We start from the raw sequence: 24188 nt of genomic DNA, 5'->3' as shown, positions 1-24188 counted from the left end.
TTACCTGCGCTTTCTTATAATCGTAATCGTATCACGCCTTATTGGTGCTGCACAATTTAAAGTCCGAAAAATCATAAGTTGAAATAAAGTTTCACGCTTGCGCGCAAATCTTGAAATAAAGTGAAGTCTTAATACACTTAAAGCAAGGAAAGCGTGCGGTGCTATTTATGGGCGCAATACTTATTACGCACAATCATTTATTACGCCAAGTACGTCAGCACATAATTTTTTGAAAGGATGCATGACGTGGACATACAGTTAGACACTATGACAACCGAAACGCGTAATCCTCGGACAATGGAACTTGATCAAATGAGTGCTTTGCAGATTGCGTCCATTATGAACGAAGAAGATGCGCGCGTTCCTCAGGCAATTCGTCCTGAACTTGAAAAAATCGCTTTAGTTGCGCAACGTGGTGCTACGGCCATAAGTTCACATCATCGCATTTTTTACATGGGAGCAGGAACAAGCGGAAGGCTCGGTGTATTGGATGCAGCTGAGTGCCCTCCAACATTTGGTGTTACAAAAGATGTTGTTATCGGCCTTATCGCAGGTGGGGAATCGGCTCTTATCGATGCGGTAGAAGGCGCCGAAGATTCACGAGAGTTGGGTGCTTTAGATCTTAAAAATCGCAATCTTACCTCGGACGATATAGTTGTTGGTCTTGCGGCAAGCGGACGTACTCCCTACGTTATTGGCGGTCTTACGTACGCTCGCCAACAGGGATGTTTTACAGCTTCAATTACCTGCAACAAAGATTGTGAAATCTCGCGTCTTGTTGATGTTGCAATTGAGGCAGTTGTAGGGCCAGAAGTTCTTACGGGCTCAACGCGCCTAAAATCGGGAACTGCTCAAAAGCTTGTGCTCAATATGATTTCTACCACAGCTATGATTTTGTCTGGAAAAGCATATCAAAACCTTATGGTAGATGTTTTACAAAGTAACGAAAAACTTAAAGTTAGAGCCAATCACATTGTTACCGAAGCTACTGGTGTTGATAGCCAGACCGCTGCTCGCGCTCTTCAAGAAGCACAAGGCAGCTGTAAGTTGGCGATCGTGATGATTTTGGGTTCATTTACACGCGCACAAGCAGAAGAAAAACTTTCACGTGCGCATGGACATGTTCGAGAAGCTCTTGCGCAAGCATAGCTTGATCAGTTGCAAACGCTTATGCATACCTACTATAGAGTGTTTGCATTATTGGGTGATAAGGGTATTAAAGAGTGTAAAGCTCACGAAAGGGAGGCTACCATGACCAATGAGGAACTGGTACAAAATGTATTAGTGCATTTGGGAGGTAAAGAAAATGTACGTTTGGCAACAAACTGTCAGACGCGTTTACGTGTTGAAGTTGCAGATGATGCCAAAATAGATGAGGATGCACTTAAAAATGTTGAAGGCGTGCTTGGCATTGTTCACGACCGCACAAATTATATTGAGATTGTGGTTGGACCTGGTAAATGCCGTAAATGCGCTGATATCTGTGCTGCTATGGGTATTGCAACTTCGGAAGAAGGCTTATCTTGTGATAACGACTGGAAAGCCAACAAAAAAGCTGTTAAGTCGCAGCAAAGTGACTCTCGCATAAGATTGATCCTTAAAACTTTTGGCGAAATTTTTGTTCCTCTTATTCCGGGTGTTATTGCCGCTGGTTTGTGTGCTGGTCTTTCGTCTCTTATTCAGCAGCTTAATCCTGGATGGAAATCGGACATGTTCTTTTCGGTGTTGATTCCATTCTTAGGACTTATTAACACGTCATTTTTGGCTTATCTAACGGCATGGGTAGGTTATCGTGCTGCTGAAAAATTTGGAGGAACTCCAATTTTGGGTGGTATGCTGGGTATGATTACTGGTCTTCCAGCAATTAACGATATTTCTGCTGTTGTTGGTTTGTTTAATAAGACTCAGCCGTTGGATGCTATTTTGCGTTCTGGCCGTGGTGGTGTATTAGCTGCTGTTTTGGGCGTATTTCTGCTTGTTAAAATCGAAAAAGCTATTCGCGCTAAAATGCCCGATTCTTTGGATATCGTATTTACTCCAGTTTTAACACTGATTGTTACCTTGATTCCTTATATTTTTGTTGTTATGCCTTTATGCGGATTTATCTCTTCGGGTATTTGCATGGGATTACAACAGCTTTGCATGAGCTCGTCAATTGCTGTACGCATCATTGCTGGTTATATTTCAACTGCCTTGTTCCTTCCTTTGGTTGCTATGGGTATGCATCACGGTCTTGTTGCCATTTACTCTATTCAGCTTGAACAATTTGGCTATGTTACTTTGTATCCTGCGCTTGCTATGGCTGGTGCTGGTCAGGTTGGTGCCGCAATTGCAATTTATCTTAAGGCAAAGCGTGGTGGCAATAAACGTATTTGCAACGTAATTAAGGGTGCTTTACCAGCTGGTTTCTTAGGAATTGGTGAGCCTTTAATCTATGGTGTTACCTTACCTATGGGTCGTCCTTTCATTTCTGCAGGTCTTGGTGCAGGTTTTGGTGGCGCGCTTGTTATGGCTTTGGGCGTTGCAGCTACAACTTGGGGTCCTTCTGGCTTGCTGGCGTTGTTTGTTATGACTGCTGGTGAAGGCGGTGCTATTGCTTCGGTCTTAACTTATGGTGCTGGTTTGGTTGTTTCTTATATCATGGGATTTGTAATTACAAATATTATGGTGAAGAATGAGGAAGTCGCAAATGCATAAAAATCCACTTGGATGTGCGATTTCTTTAACCGAATATAATAAAACCAAAAAACTGCCTGCCGCTCTTTGTGCGGCAGGTGGTGTTTGTGTGTTTATCTCGCTTCATATAGAAGAAGAATTTTGCTCATCGTATACGCAGCAAGTTAAAGATTTATGCGCTTTGCTCTGCTCAAAGCGCGCGCGCATCCTTGCAGATGTTTCTCCAAAAACGCTTGAAATTTTTAAGATGAGCTCTTTTTTTGAGTTAAAGCAAACACTGGGCTTATGGGCCTTGCGTATCGATGATGGTTTAACTCCACAAGAAATTGCCGATTTGGCCAAAACGATGCCTATTGTTGTAAATGCTTCTACCATATGCCCTGATGACGCGCAGTTGATTGTGCAATCTGCTCAAACTTCGTCAAATCCTTTGGTATATGCAATGCATAATTTTTATCCGCGCCCACTAACTGGCTTGGATAGTGCGTTTTTTGATGAGTGCAATGATACCTTAAAACGTTTAGGTATGCATATTATGGCGTTTATCCCAGCGGATAAAGTTAAGCGCATTCCACTTCGAGAAGGATTACCAACGCTTGAACATCAGCGCACGCTTTCGCCGTATGTATCTTTTGCTCAAATGAATATACGCTATGCGATTGATGAGGTTTTTTGCGCCGATCCCGAAATTTCTTCTCATGAACAAGCGCTGATAGATATCTTTATACAACAAGATATGCTTGTGATACCAGCTGAGCTGCACCCAGGTTATGAATATTTGTATCGTAAGATTTTTACCTGCAGAAAGGATAGCCCTTCCTGGCTTGTGCGTTTTGAAGAATCGCGCCAGTATGCTTCGGATCAATCAAAAGGCTCACACTGTATTGAGCCCTTTTGTACAACTTTTCGCAAGCGTGGTTGTATCACGATGGATAACAAACATTTTATGCGCTATCAGGGTGAAATTGAACTTTTACGTAACGATTTTCCAGCTGATACGCGCGTGAATGTTATTGGACGCGTAGACGAGCATTATGTAGAGCTTATTGATCTTATTGGTCGAGGAACACGCTTTATGCTTGTGCCCGCACAATAGTTTGTTTGTTGCTCGTTACACAAGCTTTCCGCTCTCCACATGATAGATCTTATCTGCGCAGTTAAGCGTAGACGTTCTGTGCGAAATAAGCACAATTGTTCGTTTTCTTTTAATTTGGTTAATACTTGTAAGGACGCGTGCTTCATTAAGCGCGTCCAAATTGCTCGTAGGTTCGTCAAGCAGCAACATTGAACCTTGGTGTAAGAATGCGCGGGCAACACCTATGCGCTGACGCTGTCCACCTGATAGTGAGCTTGAGCCTTGGGTTAATACGGTGTCATATCCGTGAGGCAAGCTCATAATAAAATCGTGCAATGAAGCTTGTTTACAAGCATGAACAATCTCATCAAAGCTTGCTGTTGGACGAGCAAGCCTAATGTTGTCTTTTATGCTTTCGCGAAAAAGATACGTATCTTGTTCAACAAGCGCTTGACCAGAACGTAAGCTTGTTGTTGTAATATCTTGTATGGGTGTTTTAGAAATAGTAATAACACCTTTTGATACATCCCAAAAGCGCATTAAAAGTCTGTATAATGTTGATTTCCCCGAACCACTTGCTCCTGTAATACCCACAATAGATCCTTGTGGTATATCGCAGGATACATTCTCTAAAACTGGATTTTGATGGTGCTCATACAAAAAGCTTACGTTTCGTGCGGCTGCATTGTCGCACGAAACACAAGATCCATCTACAACCTGGCGCACTAAGGGCGCCTCGTCCAGCAGCGACAACACGCGTTCTCCAGCAGCAAGGGTGCCTTGTAATGTTGAACCAAGCTTCGCCAATGCGAGTACGGGTCCAAAAGAAGAAAATAACATGCCTGTGGCAATTATGCCGTCAAGAGGCAGAATGATTTCATGAGTTACCAGCGTGTACGTTAAGGCAAGTTGAGACAGGCTACACAGCATAACTACTGCATGAGACACCGATGTACTAAACCCCGTTTGAGCAGCTGTAATCTTTTGAACTTGGAGTAACTCATGCGATTTTTGTATCATGTGCTCTTTTCTAATATCGGTGGCTAAAAACTGATGCGCAACACGAACCCCCTGTATATTTTCGAGCACACAGTTGCTTAATGTAGCAGTTTTAGAACGAAGTTGCTTTCCAAGGCTGCCCATGCGTGTGTATGTCCACAGAGGCAACAAAATACCAGTTACGGCGTAGGAAATTAACGCAACCAATCCACAAAGAGGATGAATACCAGCTAAAAGTATGGTCATGATCGTGCTCACAATGAGGGCAATGAAAATCGGAGATATGGTATGCGCGTAAAAGACCTCAAGCAACTCAACGTCAGAGGTAATAAGTGAAATAAGATTGCCAGCATCAGATGAGCTTAATTTAGCAGGAGTAAGTTCTCTCATTTTGCCAAAAACTTTGTCACGAATATCGGCAAGCAGCTTAAAAGCTATGTAGTGGTTACACAGTTGTTCAAGATAGCGCAGCGCTCCGCGCATGAGTGCAAGACATATAAGTATGCCAATAATCAATGTAAGCGTTGTCTGCGCCGAGTACCCTCCAAAGCTAGAGCTTGGAAGATGCAGAGCCATCCCCAAACCAATAAGGGCGCCTACAGGAATAAAAATAGCGCACAAAAATCCAAGAATACCGCATACGGTTGCCGCTACAACTACGCCTATAAATGAGTGTATAAGCTTTAACATGGCAAGGATGCATGAAAGTGCCGTGCGCTTGTGCTGGCGTATCGGCGATGGATTTGTTGTATGTTGTTGTGCGCTCATTATGCCAGCTCTCCTTGTCTAATTTGTTCAAGCTCTTGTTGAGTTTTCCACATTGTTTGATATGCCAAGCAATGAGCCAACAATTCAGCATGAGTACCTTTTCCTACAAGTTTGCCTTTATCCAGTACATAAATGCAGTCAGCAGGTACAACATTTGCCAATCGATGTGAGATAACTAATACGCCCTTGCTAGATGCAAGTTCAAGGATCGCGTGGTTGAGGTGTTCTTCTGATTCAACATCTATGCTATTGGTTGCTTCATCAAAAATGTAGTATGCGCTGTTATGCAAAAGTGCACGTGCAAAGCACAAACGCTGCTTTTGACCACCAGAAAGGTTAGTTCCTTGCGTTTCTACATGCATTTCAAGTCCGCCGTGTGCTTTGACAAAATCAGCAATGCGCGCCTGTTTGAGTACATGCCAGAGTAGCTCGTCAGAGGCATATCTATCTGCTAACAACAACATTTCTCGTATCGTGCCGCTAAATATATAATTTTCGGCTGAAACGGTGGTTATTGCACGCGATATAGCGTTTGTGCTTATATCATTGATAGAGCGGCCGTTGAGCATGATACTACCCGAAAAATGAGGGTATGCACCTGCAATAAGATGTGCGATAGTTGATTTTCCGCTTCCGCTTGTACCAACAAAGGCGCTCATTCCATGAGTTGGAAGCGTAAATGATACATCATGTAAAACGTTTACAGGCACTTCATTGCTAACATTGTTTTGCAAAGGATATGCAAAGCTTACGTGATCAAATGTAATGGTACAGGTGTCACTCATAGGTGATTTTTGCGCAAGCACAGGTAAATCGTGTATTCCGCGCTTTGTTTCGGGCGTATTCAAAAACATAAATATTTTGTTGCTTGCACTCATACCGTTCATGGCAATATGAAAATATGAGCCAAGCGTGCGCATGGGTATAAAGAACTCTGCAGATAATAGGACGATAAGCAAAAATCCAAACACGTCAAGCGACCCGTTCAAAAGTTGGAAAAACGCTACGCTGATGCCAGCGACCGCTCCTCCAAATGCTGCCACGTCCATCACCATAATTGAATTGAGCTGCATTTTAAGCAGACGCATGGTTGCACGCCGAAAATCCTGTGCTTGTTCGTTCATGGCTTCATGACGCGCTTTGTCGGCATTGTATATTTTAAGTGTTACTAAACCTTGTAAATTTTCGAGAAAAACATCGCCTAAATTTGTATAGGATTTCCAGTATGCACCCATAACGCGTTTGGCAATAGACTGAATAATCATAATAATTGCAGGTATAAGAGGCACAAATACTAAAAGCGCCGCTGCTGCAACTATGTTTACAAACGCCAGTACCACAAATAACGTAAGAGGTGCTAAACACGCATATACAAGTTGCGGCAAAAATTTGCCAAAATATATCTCAAGTTGCTCAGTTCCTTCAACGGTAGTCTGTATCAGTTCTGCTGTTGAAATATTTTGTGCTGATGCCGCATCTAAGCGCGCTAGCTTTTCATAAATCTTGGACCGTAAGACAAGTTTAATGTCACGAGCCGCCGCAAATGAATAAAGCTCTGTTGCGTATGACGAGGCACATTTTAATATGATCGCCGTCGCACAAACACCTAGGCAAGCATATACAGCTATGCTTGTGTGCGTAAGCATAGCTGCTAGGACATATGCCAGTGTGGCCGAAAAGCATATGGTGGCAATAAGACCTATATATTGTGCTGCTACCGTTTTTGCAATTTCTTTTTTTGCTTGTGGAACTAATGTTAAAAGTCGTTTGTCTACCATGATTTTCTCGCTTTATGGTGTGGCGTACTTGAGCTACTCTGCGTTTTTCTATTTAGATGTTCGCAAAAGCTTCGTGCGATTTGTGTCTATCGCTATTGTACAAAATATTGCAAGAGCGCGTATGTGTAGATTTATTGTTATAGATATCCTAACTATTAACTGTATGTTTCATGCATTCTAAACGCACGTAAAACTCGTTATATTGTGAATGTAGGACATGAGTCGGGCGCACCTCACGCCTCGTTGTGTGCATAAGCGCACGTAGGTATCATGTTTTACAGAGCTATACCTTTTATAAAGCGTTTCATTTGGTACGTTCAGAAAGGAAGTTCTGGTATGTCGGATGTACATGTTTTGTCTCGCGACAAAACTAAAGCATCGTTTGTTTCGGCAACTAACGCAGGCGCGCAGCCTTGCGTTGCGGTGGTTATGGGCAGTAAGTCCGATTGGGAAACCATGAAGTTAAGTTGCCAAATTCTGGAAGATTTTAATATTCCTTATTCCAAGCAAGTAATTTCTGCACATCGCATGCCGCTTGAAATGCGTGAATTTGCAGTTGCAGCCCGCAAAAATGGAATTAAGGTTATTATTGCAGGCGCTGGAGGAAGCGCACATTTACCAGGGATAATTGCAGCTCAAACTACACTTCCTGTTTTGGGCGTTCCTGTGCAAACTCACGCACTCCACGGCATGGATTCATTGCTGTCAATTGTGCAAATGCCGGCAGGGATTCCGGTTGCAACGCTTGCAATTGGCGCGGCTGGTGCAAAAAATGCAGGACTTCTTGCCGTACAAATTCTTTCAATTACAAATCATCAACTTGCGGAAAAGCTCGCTGCCTATAGGCACGAGCTTAATTTATCTGCGCGCGAAATGAGTGAGAATCTTGACTAATACAATAGATATAGCCTCATCGCCTGCTAAACAAATTCTACCTGGTCAAACCATTGGAATCATAGGCGGCGGTCAACTTGGTCAAATGCTTGCTCAATCTGCAAAAGAAATGGGCTATCGCGTAGGTATTCTTGATCCGCTAAAAAATTGCTCTGCAGCTCAGGTAAGCGATTTTCACTATCAAAATGAGTATAGCGATGTGGAAGCACTGCGTTCATTTTCCCAAGCATGTGATGTTATTACCTATGAGTTTGAAAATGTTGACACTGGTGTGCTTGACACCTTGCAACACGAGGGAGCACTCTATCTGCCTCAGGGAACAAAACTGCTACGCGCAAGCCAGAACCGCCTCGATGAGAGGCGTTTTTTGTTGGACGCGCATACCATAGTTGCTCCTCATGCGCGTGTTGCTACTCCGCAAGATTTGAAGGAGGGGATTGAGCGCTTGGGCATGCCGTGTGTCCTTAAAACATCTCGTTTTGGATATGACGGTAAAGGTCAGGTAGTCATTAGATCGAAAGATGATATAGACGCAGCTCATAAGCTTATTGAGCAACAGGTATGTTTGTTAGAAGCCTGGATTGATTTTGTGTGCGAAATTTCGGTTATGGTGTGTGGCGACACATTTGGCACCATGGCACTTTTTGAGCCGTCTGAGAATATTCATAAACATAATATTCTGCATGCTTCTGTGGTACCAGCGCGTATTTCAGAGTTTATTCGTGAGCGTGCACGTGCTGAAGCGCTCAAAATTGCCCATGCAGCGCATCTTGTTGGTGATTTAGGCGTTGAGATGTTTGTATTACACGATGGCTCCATCATGATAAACGAACTTGCACCCAGGCCGCATAATTCTGGTCATTACACCATTGAAGCCTGCGATTTTTCGCAATTTGATCTACACATACGAGCCATCTGTGGCATGCATATAGCCCAGCCACATCTGCTTTCACCTGCTGTTATGATGAACGTTCTTGGTCAGCACGTTGAAGGCACCTATAACAGTATGAATGAGCACGCTGACTGGCATTATCACCTGTATGGCAAGGGCGAGGCTCGTTATGCACGCAAAATGGGGCACGTTACCGCATTGTGCAAAGACACTACGCTACAGCTTAAAGCGTTCGATGAATGCGGTATTTGGACAAAAGATAATGTGTAGCCATAGGTTACTGCTGGTAAAGATGGTACATGTAGATGGTTAGTAGGTAAGACAAAACGTACAGCGAGAAAGGATTGTACATGCAAAAGGGGAAACTGTCTTATGTGGGAAAAGCAAAAGATATGTACGAAACCGATGACCCTCGTCTGCTTTGGATGGTCTATAAAGATCAGGCAACTGCAGGTGATGGTGCTAAAAAAGAGCAAATAGCTGGTAAAGGTGAGCTCAATCAAAAAATTACACGCCTTATTTTTGCATATTTAGCTGATCACGGCATTAAAACCCATCTCAAAAAGATTATTTCCGATACAGAAGAGCTTGTTGAAAAACTTGATATGTTTGAGCTTGAAGTTGTGTTAAGAAACCTCGCAGCTGGAAGCATCGTTCGACGTCTTGGTATTGAAAAAGGCACCGAGTTTAAGGGCGGCATGATTGAGTTTTACTATAAATCTGACGATTTGCATGACCCGCTGTTAACAGACGATAATTTGATGTTTATGCACTTGGCAACCCCTGCTCAGCTGCAAGAAATTAAACGTCTTACCCTAGAAGTAAATACGCTGCTCACAGAACTTTTTAAGCGCGCTGGTTTAATATTGGTTGATTTTAAGCTTGAATTTGGTACAAACGCCGATGGAGAAGTTGTATTAGGAGATGAGTTTTCTCCCGATAACTGCAGACTTTGGGATGTACACACGCACGAGAGCTTTGATAAAGATATTTTTAGAAACTCCGACGAAGATATGATTCCCTTCTATAAAGCAGTTTACGAGCGTCTTTGTTCTGCTTTGTCTTAAACCCAACTAAGAGATAGGTTGTTTGATGTATAACGTAGAAATTTATGTAAGTTATAAAGAGTCCATTTTAGACCCTCAAGGTCAGGCAATTAAAAAGGCTGTACATCAGATGAATTATGCTTCGGTGGAAAGCGTGCGTCAGGGCAAATATTTTGAGATGATGCTTGACGATACCGAAGAACATCCTGTGAATGTTGTTGAAGAAATTGCCGACAAATTGCTTGCAAACGTTAACACCGAAAGCTTTGTGTATACCATTTGGCATCATGACAGCGCAACTGGAGAAACAACGTTAATTGCCGATACAAAATGCACGCAAAACAATTCCTCAGCTGCGGATACACACTAAAGGAGCGGGTATGAAATTTGCCGTTATTCAATTTTTAGGGTCTAACTGCGATATGGATATGCTTTGCGCGCTTCGTGATGTTTTGGGCGAAGAAGCACAATACGTACCTGCTTCACAAACTTCACTTGAAGGATTTGATGCGGTTATGTTGCCAGGAGGTTTTTCGTACGGTGACTATCTACGAAGCGGCGCAATTGCTCGTTTTGCACCCATCATGTCAGAAGTTAAGCGCTTTGTTGAACAAGGAAAACTTGTTTTAGGAACTTGCAACGGTTTTCAGATTCTTGTTGAGGCAGGCTTTTTGCCTGGTGCATTTTTGCGCAACACTAACTTACATTTTGTTTGTAAGTGGCAAAAATTAAGGGTTGTCAATAATACAAGTGCATTTTCCTCGGCATTTAAGAAGGATCAAATTATCACGCTTCCCATTGCTCATGGTGAGGGTAATTATTATTGCGACGAACAAACGCTTGCATCTATGCGTGCACACAATCAAATCATTTTTACCTACGAAGGCGAAAATCCTAATGGCTCCGTTGCAAATATAGCAGGTATCACCAATGAGCGTGGCAACGTAATTGGCATGATGCCTCACCCCGAGCGTGCTGTTGAGGAGCTTTTAGGCGGCAAAGACGGTCTTTGTGTATTTAAATCAATGGTTGCAGCATTTAAGAAAGACGAGGTACATGCATGAGTTCCTATGGTAAAGAGCCTACGTGTGAAGAAATTCGTCAAACAAAAATATATAAAGATTGGGCGATGTCCGAAGAAGAATACGAACATGCGTGCAAGATTTTAGGTAGATTACCTAATTATACGGAATGCGGTTTATTTGCCGTTATGTGGAGCGAACACTGTTCATATAAGAATACAAAACCAGTATTGCGTAAGTTTCCCACAAAAGGCCCTCGTGTAATTCAAGGACCAGGTGAAGGTGCAGGTGTTGTTGACATTGGTGATGGATTGGCTGTGGTATTTAAGGCCGAGAGTCACAATCACCCGTCTGCAGTTGAGCCTTATGAAGGAGCTGCTACTGGCGTAGGCGGTATTTTACGCGATATTTTTAGTATGGGTGCGCGCCCCATTGCCGTTTTGGATTCGCTCAGGTTTTCCTCGCTTGATAACGCTCGTACAGAATATTTGTTCAAAGAAATTATTCATGGTATTTCGGGGTATGGCAATTGCATTGGTATACCAACCGTTGGCGGCGAAATTGCTTTTGATGAATCATATCAGGGAAATCCGCTGGTTAACGTTATGTGCGTTGGTCTGATGAAAACGTGCGACTTAAAGCTTGGTCGTGCAGCTGGAGCTGGAAATTCTATCATTTATGTAGGCGCAAAAACTGGTCGTGACGGAATTCACGGCGCAACGTTTGCAAGTGAGGAATTTGATACCACTAAAAAGTCTAAGCGTTCTGCTGTTCAAGTAGGAGATCCTTTTATGGAAAAGCTCCTTTTGGAAGCGTGCTTAGATATCATTACAACTTGTCCTGATGAGTTGGTAGGTATTCAAGACATGGGCGCAGCCGGCCTTGTTTCTTCTAGTTCGGAAATGGCTTCAAAAGCGCATATGGGTATGGAGCTCAACCTTGATTTTGTTCCACAGCGTGAAACACATATGACACCATACGAAATGATGCTCTCCGAATCTCAGGAGCGCATGCTTTTATGTGTTGCAAAAGGTCATGAAGATATAATTATTCAGATTTGTAAAAAGTACAGCTTGGATGCGGTAAAAATTGGTGAAGTTTGCGAAGGACACCAATATAAGCTATATCACAAGGGTAAGCTGGTTGCTGATATTCCTGTTGATGCATTAAGTGAGAATGCACCCGTATATGAAAATGAGTCGCGTGAGCCTCAGCGTATCGCGCAGGCGCTCCAAGAGCAGTATACGCCCTGCTTTACCGATGCGGTTCAGACGCTTAAGAATCTGTTGGCGACTCCTACCATCGCTTCTAAAAAGCGTGTATACGAAACCTACGATACCATGGTACGCACGTCTACGGTTGTGGGGCCAGGCTCATCAGCTGCGGTTATTCGTGTTCGTGGGACTAATAAAGCACTTGCCGCTACCACCGATTGTAACGCGCGCTATATCTATCTTGATCCTTTTGTGGGAGGTCAAATTGCTGTTTGCGAAGCTGCGCGCAATTTAGTGGCAACGGGTGCTCAGCCTTTGGCAATTACAGATTGTCTAAACTTTGGAAATCCAAAAGACCCCGAGATATTCTACGAGATTAAAGAAAGCGCGCGTGGTATTGGCGATGCTTGCTCTGCTCTTAAAACGCCTGTTGTTTCGGGAAATGTATCGCTTAATAACGAGACAAATGGCCACGCTATTATGCCAACTCCTATGATTGGTATGGTGGGCTTGATCGAAGATTTATCGCATATTACTTCTTCTCATTTCAAAAAAGCTGGTGATGTAATTTATACGCTTGGTACAACACACGCCGACTTTAACGGATCTGAGCTGCAAAATCTTGAGTGCGGACGTGTAAGCGGAAAGCTTTTTGCCTTTGATCTTGAGGCGGAAACGCACAATCAAGAGCTCATTTTGCATGCAATTAAAGATGGCTTTGTTTCTGCATGTACCGACGTGAGCGAAGGTGGACTGGCAGTTGCTTTAAGCGAGTGCTGCTTTGAGCATGGCGTTGGAGCTACGGTCACGCTTGATATGCATACGCCGTGCATATTTGCCGAAACGCAATCGCGTTTTGTTTTAAGCGTTCCTGCAGATAAGCGCCCTGCGTTTGAGCAGGCTTATGGAGCTCAATTTAAGCAGGTAGGCTATGTAACCGAAGAAGCAGAGCTACGTATTACAACATTGGATGAGCAGTTGAGTGTTTGCATAGACGAGCTTAAGTGCTGCTGGGAAACAACTATTTCGCGTCACATGTAGGAGCAGGAGATCATATGACCGAAACAACTTTTATGCATGAATATGACGCGCAGGCAGGCGAACTTGTAAGCTGCGATTATCAAGACATTGCTCGTGATGAGCCGCATGAAGAGTGTGGCCTCATTGGCGTGTACCATCACTGTGATGCAAGCCTTTTGAGTTTCTTTGGACTTATTGCATTGCAGCATAGAGGTCAGGAAGGCGCAGGTATTGTAAGTTTTACTCACCTCGGTAAAGATGGAGCGGCACAGCCGCGTGTTTATCAAAAACGTGGTCTTGGTTTAGTAAGTGAAGTTTTTTGCCAACGTAAGGATTTTTCTGAGCTTCCAGGCGATATTGCATTAGGACATGTTCGTTATTCAACTTGTGGCGATGCGTCAATTAATAATATTCAGCCATTTGTATTCAGATTTTCGGATATAAATGTAGCGCTTGCGCATAACGGCAATCTTGTAAACAGCATAACACTGCGGAAACGTCTTGAAGACCAAGGAGCTATTTTTAACTCTACCAGTGACTCAGAGATTTTAATGCATCTTATTCGTCATAGTTCAAAAAGCTCGTTTCATGAGCAGATAAAAGACGCACTTTTTCAGGTAAAAGGTGGATTTACCTATATTTTAGCAACGGGCGATGAGTTGATTGGTGCCTGTGACCCCTGCGGTTTTAGGCCTTTGGTTGTAGGAAAACTGGGCGACGGTGCATATTGTATGGCAAGCGAATCGTGCGCGCTTAATCAAATTGGTGCATCATTTTTATTTGATGTTGAGCCTGGTGAAGTAGTGTTTATTAAAGACGGCCAGGTTACACGCGAATATTATACCAGCCACCATCAACAGGCAATTTGCGCGATGGAGTATATCTACTTTGCGCGACCCGATTCGGTTATTCACGATGTATGTGTTCACACGGCGCGCAAACGCTCTGGTGAAATTCTTGCGCACGAGACTCCGTGTCCGCAGGCCGATTTGGTGATAGGTGTACCCAATTCTTCGCTTTCCGCAGCTATGGGCTATGCTGAAGCGTCGGGTTTGCCTAACGAAATGGGGCTCGTTAAAAATCAGTATATTGGCAGAACGTTTATACAACCTACTCAGGCCGAGCGCCGGCGAGGCGTACGCATGAAGTTGTCGGCGGTGCGCAAGATCGTTGAAGGTAAAAGCATCGTGATGGTTGATGATTCAATTGTGCGTGGCACTACCTCGCGTTTAATTGTTGCGCTGCTCTTTGAAGCTGGTGCGCGAGAAGTGCACGTACGCATTGCGAGTCCTGCTCTTAAATATCCGTGTTTTTATGGAATTAATATTTCGGATACGCGTGAGCTTATTGCAGCAGGTCACAGCCTTGAATACATTAGGTCCTTTATTGGAGCAACATCACTTGCGTATTTAAGTGAGCAAGGTCTTATTAAAGCGATTGATCTGCATGTGGATGCTCCGTATCAAGGTTTGTGTATGGCGTACTTTAACGGTGATTATCCAACACGCTTGTTTGATTACGAGCAGGATTACAAAGCCTCACTTGCCGAGGTAAATCAAGTGCCGCTTAAACATGCTTCGCATATTACCGATCGTGTTCAATAACACAGGCATGCATGTACGATGTGTTTTGCATTCCAAATGGAAAGGATTCTTATGAGCCAAAATGCATATTCTCAAGCAGGTGTTGATGTAGAAGCAGGATATGAAGCCGTATCTCGTATAAAAAAGCATGTTCATGCAACATATCGAAAAGAAGTTTTGGGCGATCTGGGTGGCTTTGCTGGTTTATTTTCGCTTAAAGACTTTCACTTTGACGATCCCGTTTTAGTTTCGGGAACCGATGGTGTTGGTACTAAAATCCTGTTAGCAAAGCAACTTAATCGACTCGATACTGTTGGCATAGACTGTGTTGCTATGTGCGTAAACGATGTTCTTGCACAAGGTGCTGAGCCTCTGTTTTTCCTCGATTACATAAGCGTGGGCAAAAATTCGCCTGAACGTATGGAAGCGTTGGTTAAAGGCGTGTGCGAGGGGTGTAAACAAGCAGGTGCTGCGCTTATTGGCGGCGAAATGGCAGAGATGCCTGGTCTGTATGAATCAGATGAGTTTGATTTAGCAGGTTTTTGTGTGGGCATTGCCGAGCGTCGTGCGCTTTTGCATAAATCGCTGGTGCATGAGGGTGATGTACTTGTAGGATTAGCTTCTTCGGGTGTACATTCAAATGGATTTAGTCTTGTTCGTTCTATTTTAGGTCAATCGCTATCGCAACATCCTGAGCTTTTGGAGCCTACTAAAATCTATGTAAAAAGCGTTCTTCCGCTTGTACAGCAAGGGCTTATTCACGGGATCTCCCATATCACAGGCGGTGGATTTGTTGAAAACATTCCACGTATGTTGCCAAGTGATTTGTGCGCACATATATACGATGGATCATGGGAAAAACCAGCCGTCTTTAGCATGCTTCAAGAGCAGGGTAATCTTGAGTATGCGTCTATGTTTGAATATTTTAATATGGGCATTGGTCTTGTCCTTTCTGTTGGTAAAAGCGATGCCCAAAAGGTAATGGACGCTCTAAAAACCGCAGGTGAACAGGTGTTTGTGATTGGTGAGGTAGAGGAAGCTGATTCTATGGAGTATGGCTCGTCTGCATATTTACAAGATAGGCCACAAATTGTTATAGACACAAAGACCTCCGAGGAGCACTAAGTTATGAGACTTGCTGTTTTTGCATCGGGTTCTGGAACAAATTTTGAAGCAATTTATGATATATGTTGTCGTCAAACGCATGTTTTAGATATTGCGCTTCTTTTTTGTGACAACCCACATGCGTATGTGTGTACGCGCGCTAAAAAATTAGGCGTTCCGCTTGAGGTTTTCTCTCCTTGTGATTTTGCAACGCGTGCAGATTACGAGCAAGCTCTTGTTGCACTTTGCAAGCGCTATAAAATAGATTTTGTGGCATTGGCAGGCTATATGCGTATTTTACATAAGCCTATGTTGGACGCATTTCCCCAAAAAATCATCAACATTCATCCTGCACTTTTACCTTCCTTCCCAGGAGCTACAGCTATTGCAGATGCTTTTGCTGCAAAAGTAAAGATTTCAGGGGTAACCGTTCATTACATTGACGAGGGAATAGACACGGGAACAGTTATAAGTCAAGTGCAAGTTCCTCGCTTTGACGATGATACCATTGATAGTTTTGAAGCGCGTATTCATGAAGCAGAGCATTTGTTATACCCTTCTGTTTTGATAAAAATTGCCTGTAAAAGTACGTTTGATACTGATGAACTCGTGAGTGCGTAACATATCGCACACGAAGCACACGAAGCACACAAAGCACACAAAGCACACAAAGCACACAAAGCACACAAAGCACACAAAGCACGAAAGGATGTCTCATGGACATATTGGTTGTAGGTTCTGGCGGCCGCGAACACGCCTTAGCGCGCTCGTTTGCGAAATCGCCTCAAGTGACACGCGTTTTTTGCGCACCTGGTAATCCAGGCATGTGCGCTGAAAAGATATCATGTGTTCCAATTTCTCAAGATGACTTTAAGGGATTAGCCGATTTTTGCGTACAACATAACATCGATTGGACATTTGTTGGACCCGAGTTACCTCTCTTTTCTGGCATTGTTGATTATTTTGAGGCACGTGGGCTCAAAATTTTTGGTCCAACTCAAAAAGCCGCACAAATAGAATCATCAAAATCATTTGCTAAAGACTTGATGGAAGCACATCACATTCCTACGGCAAAATATTCAGTTCATACATCTTATGAAAGTGCATTAGATGCTGTAAAAAAACAGTGTGTCACCTCGTCTCATTTTGCTCCTATTGTTATTAAAGCTGACGGTCCAGCGGCAGGTAAAGGTGTTATTATTGCTCGTACTTTACACGACGCAGACCAAGCGCTTCAAGAAATATTTACACTTCATGAGTTTGGGAGCCAAACAAAAGTTGTTCTTGAAGAGTTCCTTGAAGGTCCTGAATTTTCGTTCTTTACTCTTGTATATGGCAATAGTCGTATCTATTTACCTTGCGCACAAGATTTCAAGCGCCAAGGTACAGGAGATACTGGCTTAAATACAGGAGGCATGGGCGCGTATACGCCTGTTCCCTTCGTAACGCCTGAACTGGTTCAGCAAACTATTACAACTATCGTTGAACCTACTTTGTCGGCACTGCAACAAAGCGACGCTCAATTTAACGGAGTACTGTACACGGGGCTTATGCTTACAAGCTCTGGTCCTTATGTTATAGAATTTAACGCCCGTTTTGGTGACCCCGAAACACAGGTTATCACATCAGTTTTGGATGAAGATACTGCATCGATGGTGACCGAGTTGCTTAGCGGCACAGATACCAAACGCTTTGCCAAGGCACATGGTTCATGCGTAGGAGTTGTTGTTGCTGCTGATGGTTATCCAAAATCTTATATAAAAAATATTCCACTCACACCTTTTATCAACCCTCCTTCTTCGATTGAATTGATTTATGCTGGAGTAAAGTCGGACACAACGTTAGATACACAAACAGATGCAACACCACGTGAAAAGTTAGACGTAAATCAAGGTGATCTGGTATCCGCAGGTGGTCGTATTCTTATGGCGCTTTCGCAAGGTTCTAGCATTGCACAAGCCCGAAAGCACGTGTATGACTACCTCGATTTGTTAGACCTTCCGCATATGTTCTATCGTTCAGATATTGCACTTAAAGCTCAAAACAACAATGTATAGAGTGTTTCTAACATCTGATGCATGGAGCTTTTCTGCCATCTGATGCATGGAGCTTTTCTGCCATCTGATGTATAAAGTGTTTCTAACGTTTTATTCAGCAATGGCATGCGGTGTATCCAACAACAGGCACGCTTTATACGAAATGAGCAGTGTGTATATAACGTGTTTATGCATGATGACCTCCAATTTGTTGGTTTCTCTGCCTTCCTGTTGCGTGTGGCAATAAGCTTGTTCCTCGCAACAGGGAGTTTTTACCATATTTATGTTTGACGGCAAGCGTGGCATGTGCAAGTTTATATTCGTTAGTGTGCGATTCATCTCCTTCAAAAAGTGTTGGAGTAACTTGTGCTTGGGGCTTAAGATTTCCCAGTGTAATGCAAATTTTGCGTATAAGACGATCTTTATCAACGCGTGTGTCCCACAGCGTATCAAGAATTTGTTCTAGTATGCTGCGTGATGCTGTATGGTATGAAAGCGTATGAGAACAGTGAAGTGTGTGCTGACGATTTTTGAGATAAACAGAATCAATACTGTTTATCTGCGCTAAGGGCGTGTTGGTATACATAACCTCAAGCGTAATGCACGAGCAGGTATTTCTTTCTTCAATAAGACGAAGACATGAGTCATAAATCATTTCTTTACAAATACTTTTTGCTTCTGCTTCGCTATAATCGCGCATAAGTACCTGCCCATTTGATATCGACTGATGTTGTGGTTTGTATGCCTTGATTGAAGTTATGGTGCACAAATCAAGGCCCCAAGCATGATGAATAAGCGTGTGCGCGCCTATGCCAAATTCTCGCAACATAATTTCATTGGGAATGCCACATACGCCATGCAGATCGAACACGCCATAACGTGCAAGTTTTTGTGCGGTGCTTGATCCTATGCCCCATATATCTGTCAGCGGTCGATGATGCCATATATCACGATAAAAGAGCGTTTTGGTAAGAATTCCCATGTGTGCGTTATTGTGTTTTGCGATAATATCCATGGCAATTTTTGCAAGAAACATATTGCTTCCAATACCCGCTGTTGCACAAATATGTTCTTGCTCATATACGGCATCGATAAGCATTTGCGCAATTTGTTGTGACGACATGTTATATCGTTTGATATACGGTGCAATATAGATAAAACACTCGTCTATTGAGTACGGAAAAATATCGCACGGTGCACAAAATTGTTCATAGATAGAGCGTATACGTGCAGAAACATCAACATAGTGCTGCATGCGTGGTTTTACTTTTAAATACGTTATGTCTTTAGGGATCTCGTATACTCTACAACGATTTCGTACACCTTGTGCTTTAAGCGCAGGTGTAACGGCCAAGCAGATGGTTCCTTCTCCGCGATCGGGATCGGCAACTACCAAGTTGGTTGTAAATGGATTGAGTCCTCGATCGGCACATTCAACTGAAGCGTAAAAAGTTTTAAGATCAATGCACATATACGGTAGGGCATCTATATGCTCATACGCGGCTTTTTGCGCGTATAGACCTTGTGTTGCTTTGGCATGTGCTTGGGATGTAGCATTAAAAGGAATGTATCCTGCAAGTGTGAACACCGAGACTCCTTAGAACAAAAGTTCGGAAAACATGTGTTCTAGTATAGAACGCATGTACGATAAAAGCAAGTCTCATTACATGTTATATATGTGTGCAAATATACCTACAAGCCATGGGTTTGCCATATGCTGACACCTTGGCGTAATACTTGAGCATAATACCTTGGCATATAATCCGCCTACGTGCGCATATAACCGTTTAGACGCGCTAAATAATTTGAAAGATGAAAAAATCCAAATAATGGGTTTCGGGCATACCCCATATAATAGGATGATCGCATGCCTGTTGCCGAGCTTCAATTTGTTTGAGCGTAACCTGGGCTTGTTGTGCTGCGCTTCGAAGCACGTCTTGCAAAAGCTTTGTTGACATAAAGTGACTACAACTACAAGTGGCTAGATATCCGCCACGTGGCAGAAGTTTCATGGCATGGTAATTGATTTCTTTGTAGCCTCGCATGGCCGAAGAAATGGTGCTCCTACTTTTAGTAAATGCAGGAGGATCAAGAATTATTACATCAAAAGGGCCGCCTTCGGCATGTGCATAGTTTTTATCCTGCTCCAATTTACGCAGATAGTCCAGAACATCTGCACAGCTACAGTGCACAATATGTTCAACATGGTTAAGACGGGCATTTTCTTGAGCCAGTTTGAGTGCAAGCTCGCTAATATCAACCGCTCGAACAGTTTTTGCTCCTGCGACGGCTGCATTAAGGGCAAATGGCCCAACGTGTGAGAAGCAGTCTAATACGCGTTTACCTGCACATATGCTACGTATTGCTCGTCTATTGTATTTCTGATCCAGAAAAAAGCCCGTTTTTTGGCTGTTTTCTACATCAACAGAAAAAGCTATTCCATTTTCATGCATGATAAGCTGCGATGACGTGGGCACGCTAAGCGCAGGTGACAATTTGGTATACCAGCCCTTATAAAGCGTTAAACCTTCTTTAGTACGCACAGGCGAATCGCAGCGTTCATACAGTGCGCGGATATCTTCGCCAGCCTCGTGCAAAACTTCAACAACAAGCCGATAAAGTAGGTCTTTTATGCGCTCAACACCAACTGTGGTAATTTGACATACCAAAACACTTTCATACCTATCGACTATAAGCCCAGGAATGCCGTCCGCTTCGGAAAAAATAACGCGGCAACAGTGCGTATCATCGGTATGGGGAAGACTTTTTTCTTTCATGCAGCTTACACGGTGTTGCCATGCCCACATAATGCGACGTTTCCAGAACGCTTCGTCAAAACGATCATTAGCGTTTGTGCTTACCATACGTAGACGAATGGTGCTGTTTTGAGAAAGAAACGCCGTACCTCGATACGTTCCATTTTCTTCGCAAACATCTACGAGTGAAGCATTTTCCACTGTTCGCGCAGCTTTATCACGTGTTTCAATTTTTATAACCTCGTCAGCATAGACCCAGCTAAATCCATCTTTAAGCGCTCGCGTGGCCTTTTTGGTAATAGTGGCTATAGGATATGTTCTACTTTGCTTCATCGGCGCTCCTCGGATACGCTTGTTACCGTGTGTTTTAGACAGACCTTCATAATCAACGGTTTATCCATCAGGACAAAACGTTATGCATTATCCCAAATTCGATGTGTAAAAACACCGTCTTCATAGATACCATAACTATGCGTGCCGTCTTTAGGAAGACCAACGCTGCCTGGATTAAAGCACCATATACCTGGGTATGCTGCGCTTTCCTCGTTTATTTTTTTGTGAGTATGCCCAAATATCAAAGCACTTCCTTGCGGAAGAGGCGGCATATGATCACAAGAATTATGAAAACCTGCTCCCCATTTATGTCCGTGTGTGCAAAAGAGTGCGCGACCTTCTATGAGCTTACCATACTCGTCTGTACGCTGAATTTTGGTGCCAATATCGCTATCAAGAGTTTGATCCCATAAAATGTTATATTCTGCTAAACAAGGAAATTCCAAAACCCATTGATCAACTTCTGCTTCGCAGTTACCGCGCACTACAATAAGCTGTTCTTTAATTGAATTGAGCATAGCGATAACTTCTTTATGATTATAATCAGCAGGAAGACTATTACGCGGACCGTGATATAGTAAATCGCCCAACAATATAACACGATCAGGTTGATGCTGGTCAAGCTCATCAATTAAGCGGCGACACCATTGAGCAGCACCATGAATATCCGATGCAATAACGAGCTTCATAAAATCATCTCCATAAATTTGATGAGTGCGCGCACGCACATTAACGCGCGCAACTTGTATCAAGTGTACTACAACTGTATTGTGACCTGTGCAAATACAGAACGTATTCAAGAAGACGCGCTCTTGCGCCTATGCTCAGATATGAAGGTGCGGCGTATAATATCTATGATATGTGGAGATATAAAAAATCTAGTATGAATACACTTAGATTATGTATAGTATTCATATATAGAGGGAACAATTCTGATAGTGCGTGAGAAACGCACCTTTAACGAAATGTAAAACATGCACGATATCCATACAAAGCGTATGTGTGCTTGTGCATGTCATGATGAAAGGATACCAGCTATGAGTAAAGTATTGGGAATCGACCTTGGTACCACAAACTCGGCAATGGCAGTGCTTGAGGGTGGCGCACCTACTATTATTGTAAATGCCGAAGGCGATCGCACCACACCTTCAGTCGTGGGTTTTCGTGCCGAAGGCGACCGTATTGTAGGAAAAGCTGCTAAAAACCAAGCAGTTACCAACCCTACTAACACGGTATTTTCTATTAAGCGTTTTATGGGTCGTCGTTTTGACGAGGTTAGCTCAGAGATTAAAACTGTTCCTTATACCGTTAAAGGCGGTACTGGCAATCGTGCTGTTGTAACCATTAACGGAGAGGACTTTACCCCTGAGCAAATTTCGGCCATGGTGCTTTCTAAGATGAAGGCTGACGCTGAGAAATATTTGGGAGAAAAAGTTACCGAAGCTGTTATTACCGTTCCTGCTTACTTTAATGACGCGCAACGTCAGGCAACTAAAGACGCAGGTAAAATTGCAGGTTTGGACGTTAAGCGTATTGTAAACGAGCCTACGGCTGCAGCACTTGCATACGGTTTGGATAAAAAAGATATTGACCAAAAAGTTCTCGTATTTGACCTTGGTGGCGGTACGTTCGATGTATCGCTGCTTGATTTGGCAGATGGTGTGGTAGAAGTTCTTGCTACTAATGGTGATAACCACCTGGGTGGTGACGATTGGGATCAGCGTGTTATCGACTGGCTGGCAGATAAATTCCAGTCGGATAACAATATTGATCTGCGTAAAGATCCTATGGCTCTTCAGCGTCTTAAAGAGGCTGCTGAAAACGCAAAGAAAGAGCTTTCAAGTGCTCAACAAGCAGACATTAACCTGCCCTTTATTACTGCTGATGCAACTGGTCCTAAGCACCTCAATTACACACTTACCCGTGCCGAGTTTGAGCGCATTACGCGCGACTTGCTTGAGCGTTGCAAAGAGCCTGTTACCAAGGCACTTCACGATGCAAATATTTCAATCTCCGATGTAAATGAAGTCATCCTCGTTGGTGGATCATCTCGTATGCCTGCTGTTCAAGAGCTTGTTAAAACCATTACGGGCAAGCAACCTAATATGAGCGTTAACCCCGATGAGGTAGTTGCTGATGGTGCAGCGGTTCAAGCTGGTGTTCTTACCGGTGATGTTTCGGGCATTTTGCTTTTGGATGTAACTCCTTTAAGCTTAGGTGTTGAAACTATGGGTGGCGTTATGACCAAGATGATTGATCGTAATACAACCATTCCTACCAGCAAAACCGAGATTTATTCAACTGCTGTTGACAATCAAACATCTGTTGAAATCAACGTTTTACAAGGCGAGCGTGAGCTGGCGCGCGACAACAAGAGCTTAGGTAAGTTTAGTCTGACTGGTATCCCTGCAGCTCGTCGTGGAGTTCCTCAAATTGAGGTTACCTTTGATATCGACGCAAACGGTATTGTAAAGGTTACTGCAAAAGATAAGGGAACAGGCAAAGAACAGCAGATCACCATTTCTGGTTCAACAGCACTTTCTGATGATGAAGTAGATCGCATGGTTAAAGATGCTGAATCTCATGCTGAAGAAGATAAAAAGCACAAAGACGAAATTGAAGTACGCAATCAAACAGACTCGCTTGCATATTCAACCGAGCAAACTTTGAAGGATTTGGGTGACAAGGTTCCTGCTGATCAGAAGAAAGCTGCTGAAGATGCGGTAGCTGAAGCTAAGAAGGCACTCGAAGGCCAAGACATCGAAGCCATTAAGGCTGCTGGCGAAAAACTGCAGGAAGTTGGCCATAAACTTGCTGAGATCGCGTATTCAAACGCACAACAAGCAAGTGCACAACAGCCACAAGGTGGCGCTGCAGACGCGCAACAAAAGCCTCAAGATGATGTTGTTGACGCAGATTATGAAGTTGTAGACGACGACAAAAAGAACTAAGCGTTACACGCATAGCTAGTAGCCGGGGCAGTACACAATTT

At 43.3% G+C, this 24188-nt stretch carries 19 protein-coding genes; 14 read left to right on the top strand and 5 right to left on the bottom strand.

Annotated elements, in window-relative coordinates; genetic code table 11:
- Positions 1–237 precede the first annotated feature (237 nt).
- The 3 genes from murQ to HMPREF0091_RS05510 all read left to right on the top strand — a co-directional run bounded on the left by murQ (position 238) and on the right by HMPREF0091_RS05510 (position 3772).
- Entirely contained in the window at positions 238–1149 is a 912-nt protein-coding gene (gene murQ / locus HMPREF0091_RS05520) for an N-acetylmuramic acid 6-phosphate etherase (protein WP_006303330.1), read from the top strand.
- Between the two features lie 102 nt (positions 1150–1251).
- Positions 1252–2697: a PTS transporter subunit EIIC gene (locus HMPREF0091_RS05515; protein ID WP_010241841.1), complete on the top strand. Its 1446-nt coding sequence runs from the start codon at positions 1252–1254 to the stop codon at positions 2695–2697.
- Positions 2690–3772 carry a MupG family TIM beta-alpha barrel fold protein gene (locus HMPREF0091_RS05510; protein ID WP_006303328.1) on the top strand — a complete coding sequence of 361 codons (1083 nt, stop codon included), beginning with the start codon at positions 2690–2692 and terminating at the stop codon, positions 3770–3772. Before HMPREF0091_RS05515 ends, HMPREF0091_RS05510 begins: the two co-directional genes overlap by 8 nt.
- 15 nt (positions 3773–3787) lie before the next feature.
- Here the strand turns inward: HMPREF0091_RS05510 and HMPREF0091_RS05505 are convergent, their stop codons facing one another.
- Together HMPREF0091_RS05505 and HMPREF0091_RS05500 are read right to left on the bottom strand one after the other, a co-directional pair.
- Entirely contained in the window at positions 3788–5518 is a 1731-nt protein-coding gene (locus HMPREF0091_RS05505; protein ID WP_006303327.1) for an amino acid ABC transporter ATP-binding/permease protein, read from the bottom strand.
- Complete coding sequence (locus tag HMPREF0091_RS05500; protein WP_006303326.1) at positions 5518–7296, bottom strand: ABC transporter ATP-binding protein/permease; 1779 nt, start codon at positions 7294–7296, stop codon at positions 5518–5520. The genes HMPREF0091_RS05505 and HMPREF0091_RS05500 overlap by 1 nt, the downstream gene beginning before the upstream one ends.
- Before the next feature lie 336 nt (positions 7297–7632).
- Between HMPREF0091_RS05500 and purE the strand changes: the two genes are divergently transcribed.
- The 10 genes from purE (at position 7633) to purD (ending at position 18128) form a co-directional block, all read left to right on the top strand.
- The gene (purE, locus tag HMPREF0091_RS05495) at positions 7633–8190 is read left to right on the top strand and encodes a 5-(carboxyamino)imidazole ribonucleotide mutase (protein ID WP_010241836.1); all 558 of its coding nucleotides are present in this window, start codon (positions 7633–7635) and stop codon (positions 8188–8190) included.
- Positions 8174–9352, top strand: coding sequence for a 5-(carboxyamino)imidazole ribonucleotide synthase (gene purK, locus HMPREF0091_RS05490; RefSeq protein WP_006303324.1), 1179 nt, complete (start codon positions 8174–8176; stop codon positions 9350–9352). Before purE ends, purK begins: the two co-directional genes overlap by 17 nt.
- Before the next feature lie 80 nt (positions 9353–9432).
- Positions 9433–10149, top strand: coding sequence for a phosphoribosylaminoimidazolesuccinocarboxamide synthase (gene purC / locus HMPREF0091_RS05485; RefSeq protein ID WP_006303323.1), 717 nt, complete (start codon positions 9433–9435; stop codon positions 10147–10149).
- Positions 10150–10174: 25 nt separating this feature from the next.
- The gene (gene purS / locus HMPREF0091_RS05480) at positions 10175–10498 is read left to right on the top strand and encodes a phosphoribosylformylglycinamidine synthase subunit PurS (protein ID WP_006303322.1); all 324 of its coding nucleotides are present in this window, start codon (positions 10175–10177) and stop codon (positions 10496–10498) included.
- Positions 10499–10508: 10 nt separating this feature from the next.
- Positions 10509–11192 carry a phosphoribosylformylglycinamidine synthase subunit PurQ gene (gene purQ, locus HMPREF0091_RS05475; protein WP_006303321.1) on the top strand — a complete coding sequence of 228 codons (684 nt, stop codon included), beginning with the start codon at positions 10509–10511 and terminating at the stop codon, positions 11190–11192.
- Positions 11189–13405, top strand: a complete 2217-nt coding sequence (purL, locus tag HMPREF0091_RS05470) for a phosphoribosylformylglycinamidine synthase subunit PurL (protein ID WP_006303320.1) — start codon at positions 11189–11191, stop codon at positions 13403–13405. The genes purQ and purL overlap by 4 nt, the downstream gene beginning before the upstream one ends.
- A 14-nt stretch (positions 13406–13419) precedes the next feature.
- Positions 13420–14988, top strand: coding sequence for an amidophosphoribosyltransferase (gene purF / locus HMPREF0091_RS05465; protein ID WP_006303319.1), 1569 nt, complete (start codon positions 13420–13422; stop codon positions 14986–14988).
- A gap of 51 nt (positions 14989–15039) precedes the next feature.
- Positions 15040–16092, top strand: coding sequence for a phosphoribosylformylglycinamidine cyclo-ligase (purM, locus tag HMPREF0091_RS05460; protein WP_010241829.1), 1053 nt, complete (start codon positions 15040–15042; stop codon positions 16090–16092).
- 3 nt (positions 16093–16095) lie between these two features.
- Positions 16096–16692, top strand: coding sequence for a phosphoribosylglycinamide formyltransferase (gene purN / locus HMPREF0091_RS05455; protein WP_006303317.1), 597 nt, complete (start codon positions 16096–16098; stop codon positions 16690–16692).
- Positions 16693–16787: 95 nt separating this feature from the next.
- Positions 16788–18128 carry a phosphoribosylamine--glycine ligase gene (gene purD, locus HMPREF0091_RS05450; RefSeq protein WP_006303316.1) on the top strand — a complete coding sequence of 447 codons (1341 nt, stop codon included), beginning with the start codon at positions 16788–16790 and terminating at the stop codon, positions 18126–18128.
- A gap of 166 nt (positions 18129–18294) precedes the next feature.
- Here the strand turns inward: purD and HMPREF0091_RS05445 are convergent, their stop codons facing one another.
- From HMPREF0091_RS05445 to yfcE, 3 genes are all read right to left on the bottom strand, one after another.
- Positions 18295–19695: a Y-family DNA polymerase gene (locus HMPREF0091_RS05445; RefSeq protein WP_006303315.1), complete on the bottom strand. Its 1401-nt coding sequence runs from the start codon at positions 19693–19695 to the stop codon at positions 18295–18297.
- A gap of 208 nt (positions 19696–19903) precedes the next feature.
- Positions 19904–21196 (bottom strand): class I SAM-dependent rRNA methyltransferase, encoded by a 1293-nt coding sequence (locus HMPREF0091_RS05440; RefSeq protein ID WP_006303314.1) that lies wholly within the window; start codon positions 21194–21196, stop codon positions 19904–19906.
- An 80-nt stretch (positions 21197–21276) separates the two neighbouring features.
- The gene (yfcE, locus tag HMPREF0091_RS05435; protein ID WP_006303313.1) at positions 21277–21885 is read right to left on the bottom strand and encodes a phosphodiesterase; all 609 of its coding nucleotides are present in this window, start codon (positions 21883–21885) and stop codon (positions 21277–21279) included.
- 348 nt (positions 21886–22233) lie between these two features.
- On the opposite strand from yfcE, the gene dnaK reads away from it, so the two are divergent.
- Positions 22234–24147: a molecular chaperone DnaK gene (dnaK, locus tag HMPREF0091_RS05430; protein WP_010241825.1), complete on the top strand. Its 1914-nt coding sequence runs from the start codon at positions 22234–22236 to the stop codon at positions 24145–24147.
- The last annotated feature ends 41 nt before the right edge of the window (positions 24148–24188 follow it).

The organism is Fannyhessea vaginae DSM 15829 (genome assembly GCF_000159235.2).
In the GTDB taxonomy this organism is placed as follows: domain Bacteria; phylum Actinomycetota; class Coriobacteriia; order Coriobacteriales; family Atopobiaceae; genus Fannyhessea; species Fannyhessea vaginae.
This window is presented reverse-complemented; position numbering and strand designations above follow the sequence as displayed.

Bases quoted from the DNA above. Each gene is read 5' to 3' on its own strand.
- purS (WP_006303322.1), top strand. From the start codon at position 10,175: ATGTATAACGTAGAAATTTATGTAAGTTATAAAGAGTCCATTTTAGAC.
- purN (WP_006303317.1), top strand. From the start codon at position 16,096: ATGAGACTTGCTGTTTTTGCATCGGGTTCTGGAACAAATTTTGAAGCA.
- purC (WP_006303323.1), top strand. From the start codon at position 9,433: ATGCAAAAGGGGAAACTGTCTTATGTGGGAAAAGCAAAAGATATGTAC.
- purM (WP_010241829.1), top strand. From the start codon at position 15,040: ATGAGCCAAAATGCATATTCTCAAGCAGGTGTTGATGTAGAAGCAGGA.
- murQ (WP_006303330.1), top strand. From the start codon at position 238: ATGCATGACGTGGACATACAGTTAGACACTATGACAACCGAAACGCGT.
- purE (WP_010241836.1), top strand. From the start codon at position 7,633: ATGTCGGATGTACATGTTTTGTCTCGCGACAAAACTAAAGCATCGTTT.
- HMPREF0091_RS05440 (WP_006303314.1), bottom strand. From the start codon at position 21,196: ATGAAGCAAAGTAGAACATATCCTATAGCCACTATTACCAAAAAGGCC.
- dnaK (WP_010241825.1), top strand. From the start codon at position 22,234: ATGAGTAAAGTATTGGGAATCGACCTTGGTACCACAAACTCGGCAATG.
- HMPREF0091_RS05515 (WP_010241841.1), top strand. From the start codon at position 1,252: ATGACCAATGAGGAACTGGTACAAAATGTATTAGTGCATTTGGGAGGT.
- HMPREF0091_RS05500 (WP_006303326.1), bottom strand. From the start codon at position 7,296: ATGGTAGACAAACGACTTTTAACATTAGTTCCACAAGCAAAAAAAGAA.
- HMPREF0091_RS05505 (WP_006303327.1), bottom strand. From the start codon at position 5,518: ATGAGCGCACAACAACATACAACAAATCCATCGCCGATACGCCAGCAC.
- HMPREF0091_RS05510 (WP_006303328.1), top strand. From the start codon at position 2,690: ATGCATAAAAATCCACTTGGATGTGCGATTTCTTTAACCGAATATAAT.
- purD (WP_006303316.1), top strand. From the start codon at position 16,788: ATGGACATATTGGTTGTAGGTTCTGGCGGCCGCGAACACGCCTTAGCG.
- purQ (WP_006303321.1), top strand. From the start codon at position 10,509: ATGAAATTTGCCGTTATTCAATTTTTAGGGTCTAACTGCGATATGGAT.
- yfcE (WP_006303313.1), bottom strand. From the start codon at position 21,885: ATGAAGCTCGTTATTGCATCGGATATTCATGGTGCTGCTCAATGGTGT.
- purF (WP_006303319.1), top strand. From the start codon at position 13,420: ATGACCGAAACAACTTTTATGCATGAATATGACGCGCAGGCAGGCGAA.
- purL (WP_006303320.1), top strand. From the start codon at position 11,189: ATGAGTTCCTATGGTAAAGAGCCTACGTGTGAAGAAATTCGTCAAACA.